The sequence below is a fragment of the Atlantibacter sp. RC6 genome, assembly GCF_014193285.1.
Lineage (GTDB): Bacteria > Pseudomonadota > Gammaproteobacteria > Enterobacterales > Enterobacteriaceae > Atlantibacter.
The window spans coordinates 425,328-440,267 of record NZ_JACHZE010000002.1 but is presented as its reverse complement, the minus strand read 5'-3'; the positions used below and the strand labels follow the sequence as shown (position 1 = coordinate 440,267).

Below are 14,940 nucleotides of genomic sequence, written 5' to 3'. Positions count from 1 at the left end.
ATATGCATATTTTTACTGGATTAATCGCGTTTGGTACTTATTTTTTTATTGGCGTCGCTATGATTGCGCTCTTTATGTTCGTTTATACCCGAATCACGCCGCATAACGAATGGCAACTGATCAGAAATGATAATGTGGCGGCGGCGCTGGCGTTTAGTGGTTCGATTTTAGGATACGTAATCCCGCTTTCCAGCGCGGCGGTAAATGCGGTAAGTATTCCGGATTATTTAATTTGGGGTGTGATTGCCTTGATTGTCCAGATTATGATTTATGGCTGCGTAAGGCTGTATATGCCGAAGCTCAGTGAAAAAATTATTAATCATAATATTGCCGCTGGTTTGTTTATGGGGACGGCATCAATGGCAGGCGGTATTTTTAATGCGGCATGCATGACCTGGTAGGGAAATATCATGAGTAGAAAAAGGACGAATAAGGCAGCACCCCGCGCAAACATCCAGGCTAACGGCATGTATTTACAGCCGCAAAAAAGGAAAAGTTCGGCGCTGTTAACCCTGGCGCTGATGGGGGGCGTGGCGCTGGTTGCGCTGAACTCCTGCGATGATGAAAGCAGCGCCGATGATAATCACAGCGATGGCGTTTTCTTTTCATCCACTCAGCAATGCATTGACGCCGGTCATTCTGCTCAGGTGTGTACAGATGCCTGGAATAAAGCAAAAGAAGAGTTTGAAAAAGAGGTTCCCGCTCACCTGACGCGCTATGCCTGCGAATCTTCCTATGGAAACGGTCAGTGCTATTACGATTCTTCCCTGGGAAGTTATTTTCCGCTGATGGCCGGTTTCTTATTAGCTCAAGCCATCCAGCAAAATCGCAATGATCCTTACTACAGCAGCAATGGCTACCTTTCCCGGCCGGTGTGGACAAATTCGGGCGGCGATTATTCCTGGCGTTCGGGAAGTGCTACCGCATCCAGTTCCGGGAAAACGATTGTAAAAAGCTCGACAGTCTCTCGCGGTGGATTTGGCCGTTCCTCCAGCGCTCGCGGCAGTTGGGGAGGTTGATATGCTGCGTCATAGCGTACCGGTACGCCCGAATTTAGATCGCATCGCCCGAGAACACGGTTTCAACTTTCATATTATCGATAATGAAATTTATTGGGATGAAAGCCGGGCCTATCGTTTCACGTTGCGTCAAATTGAAGAGCAAATTGAGAAACCGACCGCAGAGCTGCATCAGATGTGCCTTGATGTAGTGGCGCGGGCGACCAAAGATGAATCCCTGCTTGAGCAACTGGCCATTCCGCCGCTGTACTGGGATGCGATAGCGGAAAGCTGGCGCCAAAGCGATCCTTCATTATACGGACGGATGGATTTTGTCTGGAATGATCGGGGGCCGGTAAAATTACTGGAATATAACGCCGATACGCCAACCTCGCTTTATGAGTCCGCCTATTTTCAATGGGTATAGATGGAGGATGCCCGCCGGCAAGGGGTTATTCCACGGGATGCCGATCAGTACAACGCCATTCAGGAAAAACTTATTGCCCGCTTCGGCGAAATAAAAAACGCGCATCCGCTCTATTTCTGTTGTTGCAAAGATACTGATGAAGATCGCGGCACCGTTTTGTATCTGGAAGATTGCGCGCAGCAAGCGGGCCTGGATACGCGCTTTCTGTATATTGAAGACATTGGGTTGGGCGTAGGCGGCGTGATGACCGATCTTGGGGATAATGTTATTCGGCAGGCCTTTAAACTCTATCCTTTAGAATGGATGATGCGCGACGAGAACGGCCCGCTATTACGTAAAAGACATCTGCAATGGATTGAGCCGCTCTGGAAAAGCATCCTCAGTAATAAAGGATTATTACCGCTGCTTTGGCGTTTTTTCCCGCAGCATCCTAATTTATTACCTGCCTGGTTCGATGGCGAAAAACCGCAAATAGGCCCTGGTGATAGCTATGTCAAAAAACCGCTGTTTTCGCGTGAAGGCGGCAATATTACGATATTCGACGGCCAACATAATATTATCGATAGTGAGGGTGGCGATTATGCCAACGAGCCGGTTATTTACCAGGCGTTCCAGCCGTTACCGCGCTTTGGCGACAGTTATACACTCATCGGCAGTTGGATAGTGGATGATGAGGCCGTTGGAATGGGTATTCGTGAGGATTGCACATTAATCACCAAGGATACGTCTCGTTTTGTTCCGCATTATATTGCGGGCTAAGGTGCAGACATGGGTGAGTAAATATAAGGACACATGGATATGTTACGTGCTGCGCGATTCGCATCATCAGCGACGGTACCGCTTTGTGATCCCTTTCCCTGCATAACTTTTCCTGCCGTCCATACTAAAGGCGTTGCCGATTTATGGAGGGAAACTGGATGCAATGGCAAACTCATACCGTTTTCAACCAACCTATCCCGTTAAACAACAGTAATCTCTTTTTATCCGACACCGCGCTACGCGAAGCCGTCCAGCGTGAAGACGCCGCCTGGGATGCGGAACTTTTGGCCAGTATCGGCCAACAATTGGGTACCGCCGAATCCCTTGAACTGGGCCGCCTGGCGAATGCCAACCCGCCTGAACTGCTGCGTTACGATGCCAGCGGCGAGCGGCTCGACGATGTACGTTTTCATCCTGCGTGGCATCTGCTGATGCAGGGGCTGTTCGCCAACCGGGTACACAATCTGCCGTGGCAGGAGGATCGGCGGCGCGGCTCATTCGTCGCGCGCGCCGCGCGCTTTATCCTTCACGCCCAGGTGGAAGCGGGCACGCTGTGCCCGGTGACCATGACCTTTGCCGCCACGCCGTTGCTGCTTCAGTCACTGCCCCCGGCGTTCAGCGACTGGACCAAACCGCTGCTCAGCGATCGTTATGACGCCCATTTACAGCCCGCCGGACAAAAACGCGGCTTGTTAATCGGCATGGGGATGACCGAAAAGCAGGGCGGTTCGGACGTACTGACCAATACCACTCGCGCGGAGCCTGTGGGTAGCCCCGGTCCTGGCGAAGCGTATCGGCTGGTCGGACACAAATGGTTTTACTCCGTACCGCAAAGCGACGGTCACCTGGTGCTGGCACAGGCGAAAGGCGGGTTGTCCTGCTTCCTGGTGCCGCGCTTTTTACCCGACGGACAGCGCAACGCGGTGCGCCTCGAACGGCTAAAAGACAAGCTGGGCAACCGCTCCAACGCCAGCAGCGAAGCGGAATTCTGCGATGCGCTGGGCTGGCTGCTGGGCGATGAAGGCGAAGGCGTGCGCCAGATTTTGAAAATGGGGGCGATGACTCGCTTCGACTGCGCGCTGGGCAGCCACGGCCTGATGCGCCGTGCGCTGTCGGTGGCGCTGTATCATGCCCATCAGCGCCAGGCGTTCGGCAAAAACCTGATCGACCAGCCGCTGATGCGCCAGGTTTTAGGACGGATGGCGCTACAACTGGAGGGGCAAACCGCACTGCTGTTCCGACTGGCCCGCGCCTGGGAAGCGCAGGGCGATGAGCGTGAGCGAGCGTTCTGCCGCCTGATGACGCCTGCGGCGAAATTTAACGTTTGCAAAGCGGGGATCCCGTTTGTGGCGGAAGCGATGGAGGTGCTGGGCGGCATCGGCTATTGCGAAGAGAGCGAGCTGCCGCGTCTGTATCGGGAAATGCCGGTCAACAGTATCTGGGAGGGCTCCGGCAATATCATGTGCCTCGACGTGCTGCGGGTGCTGGCCAAACAGCCTGCCGTGATGGAAATGCTAAGCGGCGAGTTCGACGACGTTAAGGGCCAGAATCGCCATTTTGACCGCGCATGGCGACAGCTGGCCCAGCGATTACGCAAACCCAACGAGGCCGACGGGCGCGCCATTACCCGCCAGCTTTACCGGCTGGCAACCGGGGCGCAGCTGTTGCGCCACGCCTCGGTGCCCACGGCGGAAGCCTGGTGTCAGATGATGCTCGACCCGCGTGGCGATGCTCAGGTGGCGGAAAAATGCCTTTCCGATGTCCTGCTGCGCGCCACGGGCGGCATCGGTTAATGGCTGTGTAAGCGGAACACGCTAACCAGCGTATTAAGGTGGTGGCCCTTATCGCGCAGCGTTTGCGCCGTTTGCTCGCTGCGCGACACCCGTTCGGCGTTGATATGGGTGGCTTCGCCGATATGGTTCATCGCCAGATTCACCTGCTGGATGCCTGCCGACTGCTCATGGGATGCCTGGCTGCTGTGCGTTACCAGTACGTTGACCTGGTCGATATGCTGGATAATTTGCTCCATCGCCTGACGGGTACGCTCGGAAAGTTGATGCCCTTCGGCCACTTTATGCAGCGTGTCTTCAATTAACGCATCGATCTCCTTCACTGCGTTAGCGCTGCGCGCCGCCAGCGCCCGCACTTCCTGCGCTACAACCGCGAACCCTTTGCCGTGCTCCCCTGCGCGGGCGGCTTCCACTGCGGCATTCAACGCCAGAATATTGGTCTGGAATGCAATCGACTCAATCACGTGGGTGATATCGGCGATACGCTGCGACGCGTCGCGGATCGCATTCATGGTCGATACCGCATTGCTCACGGTATCGCCGCCGGTATGCACCGCGTGGGAAGCTTGTTGCATATAATTTTGCGTCTGCAGCATGTTCTCGGCGTTCTGCTCTACCGTTGCCGTCAACTGCTCCATGCTGGCGGAGGTCTCCTCCACGCTGCTGGCCTGCTTGTTGATCTGCTCGCTGATGTCGTGGCTGTCCGCCGCCAGTTCATCAGTGCCGTGGCTGATGTCGGCGGCGGCATCCCGTACCTGAATCACAATCTGCTGCAAACCGTTGCCCATGCTGTTGATGGCGGCGATCAGTTCGCCCACTTCATCCTGACGGCGCGTGGTAATGCTGGAGCGCAAGTCGCCCGCGCCATACTGCTGCGCCAGGCCAATCACATTGCGCAGCGGCGCGGTCAGCAGGCGGCGGGTGGTGAAATCAAACAGAACGGCGAACAGCAGGCTGATAATCAGGCCAGCCAGCAAAAACTGGTTACGCAGCCGATCGATGTTCGCGAGCAGGCTGCCCCGGTCCACTTCGCCCACCACCACCCAGTTCCATCCCGGTACGTGGGTGAAGGTTATCAGCGAAGTGGCGCCGGTTTCGCGCTGCCAGGCCAGTTCGCCTTCGCTATCGGCCAGCAGAGACTGACGGATAGCTTCAGGCAACTGCGGTTTTTGCCCTTCGGCATCGGGATGGAATAAATACTGGCCGAACTGCTCACCCGGCTGGCGGTTAATCACATAAAAGTGGCCGCTGTCACCCAGCTTGCGGCTGAGGATTTTGTCGCGCATCAACTGCCAGGAGGAGGAGATATCCACGCCGACAAACAGCACCGCGATGACGTTACCTTGCTCATCTTTTACGGGCTGATACTGAGTAATGTAGCGCTTGCCGAACAGCTGCGTCAGCCCACGATAGATTTCGCCTTTACTCATCGGCAGCCAGGCGGGGCTGGCGCGATCGAGCAGTGTGCCTACCGCGCGCGTGCCGTCCTCTTTACGCAGCGATGTCGCCACGCGCACATAGTCATCGCCGCTGCGCACGAACAGCGTTGCGATAGCGCCGGTTCGCTGCTGGAAATCATCGGTTAACGCGTTGTTTTCATGTAGCGACAGCTCGCCGCCTTTAAGCAGCGGAACGCTCTGGCTATTCAGCGCCTGCATTTGCGCGGCGTCGCGTGTAATCGGTTGAGGGATAAAACTATTAAGCAGATTTGTATAGTTGGTCACTTCTTCTGTCAGCGTAGCGTCGAACATTTGCACCATGTCCACCACGCCGCTGGCCTGGCTTTTCAAATCTTCCCGCGCCAGAGACTCCAGCTGTTGGCTGGCCTGGTGGCTTAACACGAGCGTGAAGGTTAAAAACAGACAGGCGAAGGACAGGCCTGCAAACAGGGAGAGTTTGGTACCCAGCCCGATGCGCTGGAAAATGGTTTTCATAATTATCCCTTATACCAACCGAGTTGAGTTGCCCGGTTAAACGGCAGCGGCGGGATAATATTTACTCAATATATGTAAAAATTTATGTCAGAATTTTACAAAAGTTATTTTAGACAGGCGAAGCAGGCTGTCAGCCTGCTTCCGTTCAGGCGTAGATAATGGCTTTTACCTGCCAGTTATCGGCGCGCGGGTTTTCCTGCATTTGCACGATGCGATAATACGAAGCGCCCTGTTCATCGGCTTTCATCGCAATGACGCGTTCAACATCCTGAGGACTTCCGGAAACGCTGTTGACTGCAATCATGCCAATTTCATTCAAACCGGTTACCCGGTCAGCACTGACATCTTCTGCCGACTGCGCAGAGGTGGTAATCAAACCGGCAGACAGCAGCAAAGACGTTAAGGCAATTGATCGTTTCATAGTCAGCTCCATTTCACATTACCCCGATGAGTAACAGGGCATTCCTTCGCGATGTGTTATCCCATCCATTCATAACGGCCCGGGATTAAGTGTGCACAGAAAACAATCAGCCGACGCAAAGCAATGTAAATTTTGCTAAATAAAACGATAAGTTAACGCGGTTTATTATACAAAATCGCCTGGGAGTACCACTGCCCGGGCACCACCGTCTCATCGTTCAGCAAAATCTGGTAATAATCGACGCCGGCAGCCACCGCTTTTGCCTTAATGGCTTCCTCGCTGTCGCTGGGGGCGCCGTGCACCATCACGCTAACCGTACCCATTCGAACCAGACCCTGGGTCTGGTCGCGCTGGATCTCCTGCGGCTGGTCCGTAACCGGAGGAGCGGGCCGCGGTGTTCCTTGCAGAGAACCGCACGCGCTAAGCAGCATCGCCAGTAATACCGGAAGTAATCTTTGCATAAGCATTTCTTGTTTCCTGACTGATTGAGTGTAGTGCCATCAGCATTCGGGCCTATAGGGAAGGTTCCCATTTTGTTAGCTCGACCGCTTTTTTTCGGGCATCAAGATGTAAAAACGTAACCGGGTTCTCATCATACTTTTTTACTAGATTATCCACCCAGACTTGCAGGGGGCGTTGTGCCATGTCATATCTTGCCGATAACGCAAAAGGGGGACGAGATGATTGAACTGGAAACGCGCGAATTTGCGGGGATCGAAACCGTGCATGCGACACCGGCAGGGAAAAACACACAACCGCTGCCCACGGTGATCTTTTATCACGGCTTTACCTCGTCAAAATTAGTATACAGCTATTTTGCCGTGGCCCTGGCGCAAGCGGGGTTTCGCGTTGTGATGCCGGACGCCGCCGAGCATGGCGCGCGTTTTAACGGTGATGCCCAGGGACGAATGCTGCGCTTCTGGCAAATCCTGCATCAGAATATGACGGAGTTTGCCGGCCTGCGTGACGCGTTGCGGGAGGAAAACCTGATTGCCGACCAGCGGCTCGGCGTGGGAGGGGCGTCAATGGGCGGCATGACCGCGCTGGGCATCATGACCCATCATCCCGAAGTGAAATGCGTGGCGAGCCTGATGGGATCGGGTTATTACAACACCCTCGCGCCCGCGTTGTTCCCGCCGTCATTAGCGCTGACACCGGAGCGCCAGCGTCAGCTTGACGCGGTTATCGCCCCGCTGGCGGAATGGGACGTCACCCACCAGTTGGCGAAACTGGCGGACCGGCCATTGCTGCTCTGGCACGGCGAAGAGGATGACGTGGTTCCGGCGGAGGAGTCCTTCCGTTTGCAGCGCGCGCTCCAGCAACATCAGCTCGACGCCTTGCTCACTTATCAGTGGGAGCCAGGGGTTAAACACCGCATTACGCCCACAGCGCTGGACGCGACCGTGGCGTTTTTTACCCGGCATCTGGCATAAAAAAGCCCCCTGAAAGGGGGCAAAATAACGTCAGTAACGTTGTCGTGGCATTATCGTTGTTCCTGAATGCGGAGATACGATAAATCGGTATGGTCGCGTGATTGACTCTACTGGCGGGCGAGCCGGATGGAATCTTCCGTTGCGGCTATCACGCTGAAATCCTGGCTATGTGACTGATCTGCTTTGCTATCATCGGCTGAATTATGATTAATGTAGACGACGCCTAAGCTATGCACATCATCCATACTTTGCGCCAGGTCGCGATCGACCTTAATAGCGGCTGCGGCGTTCGCGGTCAGTATGAGTCCCGCGAAGACGGCGATAAGACTGTTTTTCATAATGGGTACTCCACAACAGCAAGCGTTACAACCGGAAGCGTCACTCCTTGGTGGTAGGTGGTCTGTGTAGAATAAGTGTAATGGCTTATTGCTGATTAAAACGTGACCATTTCTGATGGAGTTACTCAAATTTTTTAAGCATCTCCTGACAATCTATTTTAAATCACCTGGTTAAGCGCTTTTTGCCTCCTGTGCTACCGCGCTGCGTATTTATTTATCAATCAGCCTTGAGTTCGCCGGGGCCCGCAAGTAGAATGACGCGTCAATTTTTCAGCCGCCCTTTAATCACGTTCCTTGCCTCCATGGGCCGCGGCTGACCCAGACAGGAGGCTGAATAATCCGTAAGGAGCAATTCGATGCGTCATTACGAAATCGTTTTTATGGTCCATCCTGACCAGAGCGAACAGGTTCCGGGCATGATCGAGCGCTACTCTGCTGCCATCACTGGTGCAGAAGGCAAGATCCACCGTCTGGAAGACTGGGGCCGCCGTCAGCTGGCTTACCCGATCAACAAACTGCACAAAGCTCACTACGTTCTGCTGAACGTTGAAGCACCGCAGGAAGTGATCGATGAGCTGGAAACTACTTTCCGCTTCAACGATGCCGTTATCCGCAGCATGGTTATGCGTACTAAACACGCCGTGACTGAAGCATCTCCGATGGTTAAAGCGAAAGACGAGCGCCGCGAGCGTCGCGATGATTTCGCTAACGAAACCGCAGATGATGCTGATGCTGGGGATTCTGAAGAGTAATTCTGATGGCCAACCGTTTGGTGTTGTCCGGCACCGTGTGCAGGGCGCCCCTTCGAAAGGTCAGCCCATCAGGAATTCCTCACTGTCAGCTGGTGCTTGAGCATCGTTCTGTCCAGGAGGAAGCCGGTTTCAACCGGCAGGCGTGGTGCCAGATGCCCGTTATTATTAGCGGACACCAGAACCAGGCCATTACTCACAGTATAACGGTCGGCACGGTGATCACCGTTTCAGGTTTCATTAGCAGCCACAAGGCGCGCAATGGGCTGACAAAACTGGTGCTCCATGCCGAGCAGATTGAATTGATAGATTCTGGAGACTAGCCAAATGGCACGTTATTTCCGTCGTCGCAAGTTCTGCCGTTTCACCGCGGAAGGCGTTCAAGAGATCGACTATAAAGATATCGCTACGCTGAAAAACTACATCACCGAAAGCGGTAAGATTGTCCCGAGCCGTATCACCGGTACCCGTGCAAAATACCAGCGTCAGCTGGCTCGCGCTATCAAACGCGCTCGCTACCTGTCCCTGCTGCCGTACACTGATCGTCATCAGTAATCGGTCACGGTCCATTAATACGACTTTGAGAGGATAAGGTAATGCAAGTTATTCTGCTTGATAAAGTAGCAAACCTGGGCAGCCTGGGTGATCAGGTTAACGTTAAAGCGGGCTACGCTCGTAACTTCCTGGTGCCACAGGGTAAAGCTGTTCCGGCTAACAAGAAAAACGTTGAGTTTTTCGAAGCACGTCGTGCTGAACTGGAAGCCAAACTGGCTGACGTTCTGGCCGCTGCTGAAGCGCGCGCTGAGAAAATCAACGCACTGGAATCCGTTACTATCGCGTCTAAAGCAGGCGACGAAGGTAAACTGTTTGGTTCCATCGGTACTCGCGACATCGCTGACGCTGTAACTGCAGCTGGCGTTGACGTGGCTAAGAGCGAAGTTCGTTTGCCGAACGGCGTTCTGCGTACCACTGGCGAACACGAAGTGGACTTCCAGGTTCACAGCGAAGTGTTTGCTAAGCTGATCGTAAACGTGGTTGCTGAATAATTCGTTATTCGCATCAACGTGTAAAAACGCCGACGTCAGTCGGCGTTTTGCATTTCTGGCGGGTACATCCCAATTCCGCCGTGCCGCTATTTTTGAGGGTGGCTATTCCCTGAGCAATCACTGATAATAAACTGAAACGTTATTTTATCTTTGGTGAGTGGAATGGACGCTGTTTGCCCAACCCCTGTTTTTGCTCGTAAAAATGTCGCTTTCGCCTGTGCAACGCTGTGCTGTCTGCTGTGGGGAAGTTCCTATCCGGCAATCAAAAGCGGCTACGAAATCTTCCAGATCGCCACTGACGATATCCCATCAAAAATTGTCTTTGCAGGTTACCGCTTCCTGTTCGCGGGATTACTGCTGTTGCTGTTCGCCATGGCGCAGCGCAAGCCCATCGCCCGATTGAACCCGCGTCAGTGCGGTCAACTGGCGATGCTGGGTTTAACCCAAACCACGCTCCAGTACACGTTCTTTTATATCGGGCTGGCCTTCACCACCGGCGTGAAAGGCTCAATCATGAATGCCACCGGCACGTTCTTCAGCGTATTGTTGGCGCACTTTATCTATCACAACGACAAGCTGAGCTATAACAAAGCCATTGGTTGCGTGCTGGGTTTTGCCGGCGTGATGATCGTCAACTTTAACGGCGGGATGAGCGACTTCACGTTTAGCCTGATGGGCGATGGTTTCGTGGTGCTGGCGGCCTTTATCCTGTCCGCGTCAACCATGTACGGCAAGCGCATTTCGCAAACCGTCGATCCCACCGTGATGACCGGCTACCAGTTAGGTTTTGGCGGGCTGGTATTGATTGTGATTGGCTATATGACGGGCGGAACGCTGGAAGTTCACGGATTCGCCTCGGTGGCGATTTTAGGCTATTTGACGCTGCTGTCGTCCGTCGCTTTCGCTTTATGGAGTATTCTGCTGAAGTACAACCGCGTCAGCATGATCGCGCCATTCAACTTTGTGGTGCCGGTAGCGGGCACCGCGCTGTCGGCCATTTTCCTGGCAGAAAACATTCTTGAATGGAAATACGTGCTGGCGCTGATTCTGGTGTGCTCGGGCATCTGGTGGGTCAATAAGATGCCAAAAGGGAGTGACTAAGCACTCCCATACCGTCAGCGGACGCGAATGAAACTGCCGTCCGGCTGGCGGGTAAACAGCACCTGCTTATCGTTGCCGATATCAATCGTTAAACCGGTCACCACGCCGCTCGCGTTCTGGCGAATCTGCACCATCTGGCCAGTTTGCAGCGTGCTGAGCGGTTTGCCCTCTCCTTCAACCTGCGCCATGGCGTAAACGTCCGCAGGCGGCAAATTGTGGTCGCGGAACAGCTGGGCCATGGTTTTGCCTTCTTCCACGCGATACGTGCGCCACTGCTGCTCAATATCATTATTCTGGAACGGCTGCGGCGCGGATTCAGCAGGCGCGGGCTCTGGCGTCTGCGTCGCCTGGGCTTGCGGCGGCGGGGTAGTGAGTTCAGCCTGCATCGGCGGCTGCGATGAGGACTGGAGATCGAGCTGGGCATCGCGCCGTACCTGGGGTTGTTCAGGCTGCGAAGCGGGCCAGAGAAAACAAATCACAATCACCAGCGCCGCAATAATAATGCCGCGGCGATGAAAAGGGGGGAGTGGGTCCATCAGCCGAACATGGTCCGGCGCGTGCCAAATCCGCGAAAGGGTAGGTTTGATTGCGAATCGTCCGGGCATGCTCTTCTCCTGCGCATTGTAAGGCGTGCGGCAATCTCCGCTTTTAACCAGTATATATGGCTAACTGATTGATGGCGGTAACAATGTGGTCTTTCGTGACATCATACCTGCAATCCTGCGGACTTAAGACATCAGTTTTAGTACCAAACCGATCTATCCCGCTCATGCAGGATCATTTTACCCTAAACACCTGGGCTGTTATGCTGCCCGCTACTTTTTATCAGCATGAAAGGAAAATCCATGACGACCCCTTCTTTTGACAGCATCGAATCCCAGGCAAGCTACGGCATTGGTTTGCAGGTTGGACAGCAACTGCGTGAATCCGGGCTGCAGGGTCTGCTGCCGGAAGCGCTGGTCGCGGGTCTGCGTGACGCACTGGATGGCAATCAACCTGCTGTACCGGTGGATGTGGTGCACCGCGCGCTGCGTGAGATCCACGAGCGTGCCGATGCGGTGCGTCGTGAGCGTCAGCAGGCGATGGCGGCGGACGGCCAGAAATATCTGGACGAAAACCGCGAGCGTGAAGGCGTGAACAGCACTGAATCCGGCCTGCAGTTCCGCGTCATTACCCAGGGCGAAGGCGCAATCCCGGCGCGTAAAGACCGTGTGCGTGTGCACTACACCGGTAAACTGATCGACGGCACCGTGTTCGACAGCTCCGTCATGCGCGGCGAGCCGGCTGAATTCCCGGTAAGCGGCGTGATCCCGGGTTGGATCGAAGCCCTGACCCTGATGCCGGTGGGTTCCAAATGGGAACTGACCATCCCGCAAAACCTGGCCTATGGCGAGCGTGGCGCTGGCGCATCCATCCCGCCGTTCAGCACCCTGATTTTCGAAGTAGAGTTACTGGAAATCCTGTAACCCCGCGTATCACCCCCGTTTCGGCGGGGGTAAATAATGGAAATAATGATAATTGTGGTGCTTTCTCCTGATTGCGCCCCCGTTCCGGGTGTTTTCATGAGATGCTTTGCAAAGTAATAGTGATTTAACACTCATTTTAAACATTTAATTAACATAACGTTAAAAACAAAGTACTCAACCCTCCGATTGTTACCTAATATCGATGATGTTTTTGAGGGGCATCGTCACTTCATTATGCATTTACAGGCCATCAGAGCCTGAACAACACAGACAGGTACAGGAATTCAACATGGTAGATCAAGTCAAAGACGCAGACGTTGCTGAGGCACCGGCTGAGCAGTCGCTACGGCGTAATCTTACAAACCGTCATATCCAGTTAATTGCCATCGGTGGCGCAATCGGCACCGGGTTATTTATGGGTTCTGGCAAAACCATCAGCCTCGCAGGGCCGTCGATTATTTTCGTGTATATGATCATCGGTTTTATGCTGTTTTTTGTGATGCGCGCGATGGGGGAATTATTACTTTCCAATCTGGAATATAAATCGTTCAGCGATTTTGCCTCGGACCTGCTCGGGCCGTGGGCCGGTTATTTTACCGGCTGGACTTACTGGTTCTGCTGGGTGGTCACCGGTATGGCGGACGTGGTGGCGATTACCGCCTATGCGCAATTCTGGTTCCCTGAACTCTCCGACTGGGTGTCGTCGCTGGCGGTAGTTCTGCTACTGCTGGGGCTTAACCTCGCTACCGTGAAGATGTTCGGCGAGATGGAGTTCTGGTTCGCGATGATCAAAATCGTCGCTATTGTGGCGCTGATTATTGTCGGCGTGGTGATGATTGCCACCAACTTTACCTCTCCAACAGGCGTTGAAGCCTCGTTAGCGCATCTGTGGAATGACGGCGGTTGGTTCCCGAAAGGCATTAGCGGCTTCTTTGCCGGGTTCCAGATCGCGGTATTTGCGTTCGTGGGTATCGAACTGGTGGGCACCACCGCGGCGGAAACCAAAGATCCGGAAAAATCACTGCCGCGCGCCATCAACTCGATTCCGATTCGTATCATCATGTTCTACGTGTTTGCGCTGATCGTGATTATGTCGGTGACGCCGTGGAGCTCCGTGGTGCCGGATAAGAGCCCGTTCGTTGAGCTGTTCGTACTGGTGGGCCTGCCTGCCGCCGCCAGCGTGATTAACTTTGTGGTCCTGACCTCCGCCGCTTCCTCAGCAAACAGTGGCGTGTTCTCCACCAGCCGTATGCTGTTCGGCCTGGCGCAGGAAGGCGTGGCGCCAAAAGCGTTCGCTAAGCTGTCTAAACGCGCGGTTCCGGCGAAAGGGCTGACCTTCTCCTGTATCTGCCTGCTGGGCGGCGTGGTGATGCTGTACGTCAATCCGAGCGTGATCGGCGCGTTCACCATGATCACCACGGTATCGGCGATCCTGTTTATGTTCGTCTGGACCATCATCCTGTGTTCTTACCTGGTGTACCGCAAACAGCGCCCGCACCTGCATGAGAAATCGATCTACAAAATGCCGCTCGGCAAGCTGATGTGCTGGGTATGCATGGCGTTCTTCGTGTTTGTGCTGGTGCTGTTGACGCTGGAAGATGATACCCGTCAGGCGCTGATCGTCACGCCGCTGTGGTTCATTGTGCTGGGTCTGGGCTGGCTGTTTATCGGTAAGAAACGTCTGGCGAATTTCCAGAAATAAGTGCCAAAAAAAGGGCCATCAACGATGGCCCAATAAGGACTTCCGATGGCGCTCGACGGGCGCCTTATTTTTCTCCAGCGAGGGCACGCGGAAAAAGAACGTTGTTTTCCAGACTGATGTGATTCATCAGATCGTCAATCAGCTCATTAATACCGTTGTACATCGCTTTCCAGGTGGTGCAGGCTTCCGGCGGCGGCGTAACGTTATTGGTGGTGTGCTTGATCACTTCCAGCAGTTCGCCCGCTTCATCATGCTCACTCTCCATAACCGTAATCGGCCCGGTCGCGTGGCTGCCCATCCCCTGTTTGATCATCGGGAACAGGATCTGCTCTTCTTTCATCATGTGGCTGGATAGCTCTTCATGCAGCATGGTCAGGTATTTGGTCAGGCCTTTCGGGACGTTCGGTTTATCGGCGTGCACGCGTTCCACTTTAGTGGCCTGGTAAATCAGTTCCGGCAGCTGTTCGCGGTGGCGATCGTGAAAACGCACAATGATGTGATCGATGATGTCGGCCAGCGGCGCGGTACGCCACTCTTTTTCCAGCGGTTCGTCCGCCAGTGCGGTCAGTTCCGCTTCAATGGTATCGAGATCCAGCTCCTGGCGAGTCGCCGCGCGCAGCAGGGTCTGTTTACCGCCGCAGCAGAAGTCGAGATTGTATTTACGGAACAGAGCAGAAGCGCGGGGAATGGTTAAAGCCAGTTCACCTAAAGGTTGGTCACGGAAGGCCATAGCGTTTACCTCAATCATCAGAATATAAGATGCATTTTAAATGCAT

At 54.3% G+C, this 14,940-nt stretch carries 17 protein-coding genes and 1 pseudogene; 12 read left to right on the top strand and 6 right to left on the bottom strand.

Annotated elements, in window-relative coordinates:
• Positions 1-2 precede the first annotated feature (2 nt).
• From FHW74_RS07135 to FHW74_RS07120, 4 genes and pseudogenes are all read left to right on the top strand, one after another.
• The gene (locus FHW74_RS07135; RefSeq protein WP_183169796.1) at positions 3-401 is read left to right on the top strand and encodes a DUF350 domain-containing protein; all 399 of its coding nucleotides are present in this window, start codon (positions 3-5) and stop codon (positions 399-401) included.
• Between the two features lie 66 nt (positions 402-467).
• Complete coding sequence (locus FHW74_RS07130) at positions 468-1,019, top strand: DUF1190 domain-containing protein (protein WP_255459869.1); 552 nt, start codon at positions 468-470, stop codon at positions 1,017-1,019.
• Between the two features lies 1 nt (position 1,020).
• A pseudogene (locus tag FHW74_RS07125) lies at positions 1,021-2,184 on the top strand (glutathionylspermidine synthase family protein).
• Between the two features lie 158 nt (positions 2,185-2,342).
• Positions 2,343-3,977, top strand: a complete 1,635-nt coding sequence (locus FHW74_RS07120; protein WP_183169794.1) for an isovaleryl-CoA dehydrogenase — start codon at positions 2,343-2,345, stop codon at positions 3,975-3,977.
• On the opposite strand, the gene FHW74_RS07115 is transcribed toward FHW74_RS07120, so the two are convergent.
• The 3 genes from FHW74_RS07115 to bsmA form a co-directional block, all read right to left on the bottom strand.
• Positions 3,974-5,908 carry a methyl-accepting chemotaxis protein gene (locus tag FHW74_RS07115; protein WP_183169793.1) on the bottom strand — a complete coding sequence of 645 codons (1,935 nt, stop codon included), beginning with the start codon at positions 5,906-5,908 and terminating at the stop codon, positions 3,974-3,976. The genes FHW74_RS07120 and FHW74_RS07115 overlap by 4 nt on opposite strands.
• Before the next feature lie 145 nt (positions 5,909-6,053).
• Positions 6,054-6,329: a DUF1471 domain-containing protein gene (locus FHW74_RS07110; protein ID WP_183169792.1), complete on the bottom strand. Its 276-nt coding sequence runs from the start codon at positions 6,327-6,329 to the stop codon at positions 6,054-6,056.
• A 152-nt stretch (positions 6,330-6,481) separates the two neighbouring features.
• A complete protein-coding gene (gene bsmA, locus FHW74_RS07105) occupies positions 6,482-6,796 on the bottom strand; it encodes a biofilm peroxide resistance protein BsmA (protein WP_183169791.1) in 315 nt (104 codons plus the stop codon).
• A 213-nt stretch (positions 6,797-7,009) separates the two neighbouring features.
• On the opposite strand from bsmA, the gene yjfP reads away from it, so the two are divergent.
• Positions 7,010-7,762, top strand: coding sequence for an esterase (yjfP, locus tag FHW74_RS07100; RefSeq protein WP_183169790.1), 753 nt, complete (start codon positions 7,010-7,012; stop codon positions 7,760-7,762).
• 107 nt (positions 7,763-7,869) lie between these two features.
• Here the strand turns inward: yjfP and FHW74_RS07095 are convergent, their stop codons facing one another.
• Positions 7,870-8,100 carry a hypothetical protein gene (locus FHW74_RS07095; RefSeq protein ID WP_183169789.1) on the bottom strand — a complete coding sequence of 77 codons (231 nt, stop codon included), beginning with the start codon at positions 8,098-8,100 and terminating at the stop codon, positions 7,870-7,872.
• Positions 8,101-8,456: 356 nt separating this feature from the next.
• Between FHW74_RS07095 and rpsF the strand changes: the two genes are divergently transcribed.
• The 5 genes from rpsF (at position 8,457) to FHW74_RS07070 (ending at position 10,996) form a co-directional block, all read left to right on the top strand.
• Entirely contained in the window at positions 8,457-8,852 is a 396-nt protein-coding gene (rpsF, locus tag FHW74_RS07090) for a 30S ribosomal protein S6 (RefSeq protein ID WP_044181355.1), read from the top strand.
• Positions 8,853-8,857: 5 nt separating this feature from the next.
• On the top strand, positions 8,858-9,172 hold the full coding sequence (gene priB / locus FHW74_RS07085) for a primosomal replication protein N (protein WP_125294181.1): 315 nt from the start codon (positions 8,858-8,860) through the stop codon (positions 9,170-9,172).
• A 4-nt stretch (positions 9,173-9,176) separates the two neighbouring features.
• Positions 9,177-9,404 (top strand): 30S ribosomal protein S18, encoded by a 228-nt coding sequence (gene rpsR, locus FHW74_RS07080; protein ID WP_000135199.1) that lies wholly within the window; start codon positions 9,177-9,179, stop codon positions 9,402-9,404.
• Positions 9,405-9,445: 41 nt separating this feature from the next.
• The gene (gene rplI / locus FHW74_RS07075; RefSeq protein ID WP_183169788.1) at positions 9,446-9,895 is read left to right on the top strand and encodes a 50S ribosomal protein L9; all 450 of its coding nucleotides are present in this window, start codon (positions 9,446-9,448) and stop codon (positions 9,893-9,895) included.
• Positions 9,896-10,057: 162 nt separating this feature from the next.
• Complete coding sequence (locus FHW74_RS07070) at positions 10,058-10,996, top strand: DMT family transporter (protein WP_183169787.1); 939 nt, start codon at positions 10,058-10,060, stop codon at positions 10,994-10,996.
• A gap of 14 nt (positions 10,997-11,010) precedes the next feature.
• Here the strand turns inward: FHW74_RS07070 and FHW74_RS07065 are convergent, their stop codons facing one another.
• Positions 11,011-11,601, bottom strand: coding sequence for a LysM-like peptidoglycan-binding domain-containing protein (locus tag FHW74_RS07065; RefSeq protein WP_183169786.1), 591 nt, complete (start codon positions 11,599-11,601; stop codon positions 11,011-11,013).
• Positions 11,602-11,841: 240 nt separating this feature from the next.
• Here FHW74_RS07065 and fklB point away from each other — a divergent pair, with 240 nt between their 5' ends.
• Together fklB and cycA are read left to right on the top strand one after the other, a co-directional pair.
• Positions 11,842-12,462, top strand: coding sequence for an FKBP-type peptidyl-prolyl cis-trans isomerase (fklB, locus tag FHW74_RS07060; RefSeq protein ID WP_125294185.1), 621 nt, complete (start codon positions 11,842-11,844; stop codon positions 12,460-12,462).
• A 289-nt stretch (positions 12,463-12,751) separates the two neighbouring features.
• Positions 12,752-14,164: a D-serine/D-alanine/glycine transporter gene (gene cycA / locus FHW74_RS07055; protein ID WP_125294186.1), complete on the top strand. Its 1,413-nt coding sequence runs from the start codon at positions 12,752-12,754 to the stop codon at positions 14,162-14,164.
• 64 nt (positions 14,165-14,228) lie between these two features.
• Here cycA and ytfE read toward each other — a convergent pair whose 3' ends face one another.
• Positions 14,229-14,894, bottom strand: a complete 666-nt coding sequence (gene ytfE / locus FHW74_RS07050) for an iron-sulfur cluster repair protein YtfE (RefSeq protein ID WP_183169785.1) — start codon at positions 14,892-14,894, stop codon at positions 14,229-14,231.
• Positions 14,895-14,940: the final 46 nt, after the last annotated feature.

Excerpts from the sequence above, each read along its gene's own strand:
- FHW74_RS07095 (WP_183169789.1), bottom strand. The coding sequence starts at position 8,100 with ATGAAAAACAGTCTTATCGCCGTCTTCGCGGGACTCATACTGACCGCG.
- FHW74_RS07135 (WP_183169796.1), top strand. The coding sequence starts at position 3 with ATGCATATTTTTACTGGATTAATCGCGTTTGGTACTTATTTTTTTATT.
- priB (WP_125294181.1), top strand. The coding sequence starts at position 8,858 with ATGGCCAACCGTTTGGTGTTGTCCGGCACCGTGTGCAGGGCGCCCCTT.
- FHW74_RS07115 (WP_183169793.1), bottom strand. The coding sequence starts at position 5,908 with ATGAAAACCATTTTCCAGCGCATCGGGCTGGGTACCAAACTCTCCCTG.
- rpsF (WP_044181355.1), top strand. The coding sequence starts at position 8,457 with ATGCGTCATTACGAAATCGTTTTTATGGTCCATCCTGACCAGAGCGAA.
- FHW74_RS07130 (WP_255459869.1), top strand. The coding sequence starts at position 468 with ATGTATTTACAGCCGCAAAAAAGGAAAAGTTCGGCGCTGTTAACCCTG.
- FHW74_RS07120 (WP_183169794.1), top strand. The coding sequence starts at position 2,343 with ATGCAATGGCAAACTCATACCGTTTTCAACCAACCTATCCCGTTAAAC.
- bsmA (WP_183169791.1), bottom strand. The coding sequence starts at position 6,796 with ATGCTTATGCAAAGATTACTTCCGGTATTACTGGCGATGCTGCTTAGC.
- fklB (WP_125294185.1), top strand. The coding sequence starts at position 11,842 with ATGACGACCCCTTCTTTTGACAGCATCGAATCCCAGGCAAGCTACGGC.
- FHW74_RS07070 (WP_183169787.1), top strand. The coding sequence starts at position 10,058 with ATGGACGCTGTTTGCCCAACCCCTGTTTTTGCTCGTAAAAATGTCGCT.
- FHW74_RS07110 (WP_183169792.1), bottom strand. The coding sequence starts at position 6,329 with ATGAAACGATCAATTGCCTTAACGTCTTTGCTGCTGTCTGCCGGTTTG.
- ytfE (WP_183169785.1), bottom strand. The coding sequence starts at position 14,894 with ATGGCCTTCCGTGACCAACCTTTAGGTGAACTGGCTTTAACCATTCCC.
- rplI (WP_183169788.1), top strand. The coding sequence starts at position 9,446 with ATGCAAGTTATTCTGCTTGATAAAGTAGCAAACCTGGGCAGCCTGGGT.
- FHW74_RS07065 (WP_183169786.1), bottom strand. The coding sequence starts at position 11,601 with ATGCCCGGACGATTCGCAATCAAACCTACCCTTTCGCGGATTTGGCAC.
- yjfP (WP_183169790.1), top strand. The coding sequence starts at position 7,010 with ATGATTGAACTGGAAACGCGCGAATTTGCGGGGATCGAAACCGTGCAT.
- cycA (WP_125294186.1), top strand. The coding sequence starts at position 12,752 with ATGGTAGATCAAGTCAAAGACGCAGACGTTGCTGAGGCACCGGCTGAG.
- rpsR (WP_000135199.1), top strand. The coding sequence starts at position 9,177 with ATGGCACGTTATTTCCGTCGTCGCAAGTTCTGCCGTTTCACCGCGGAA.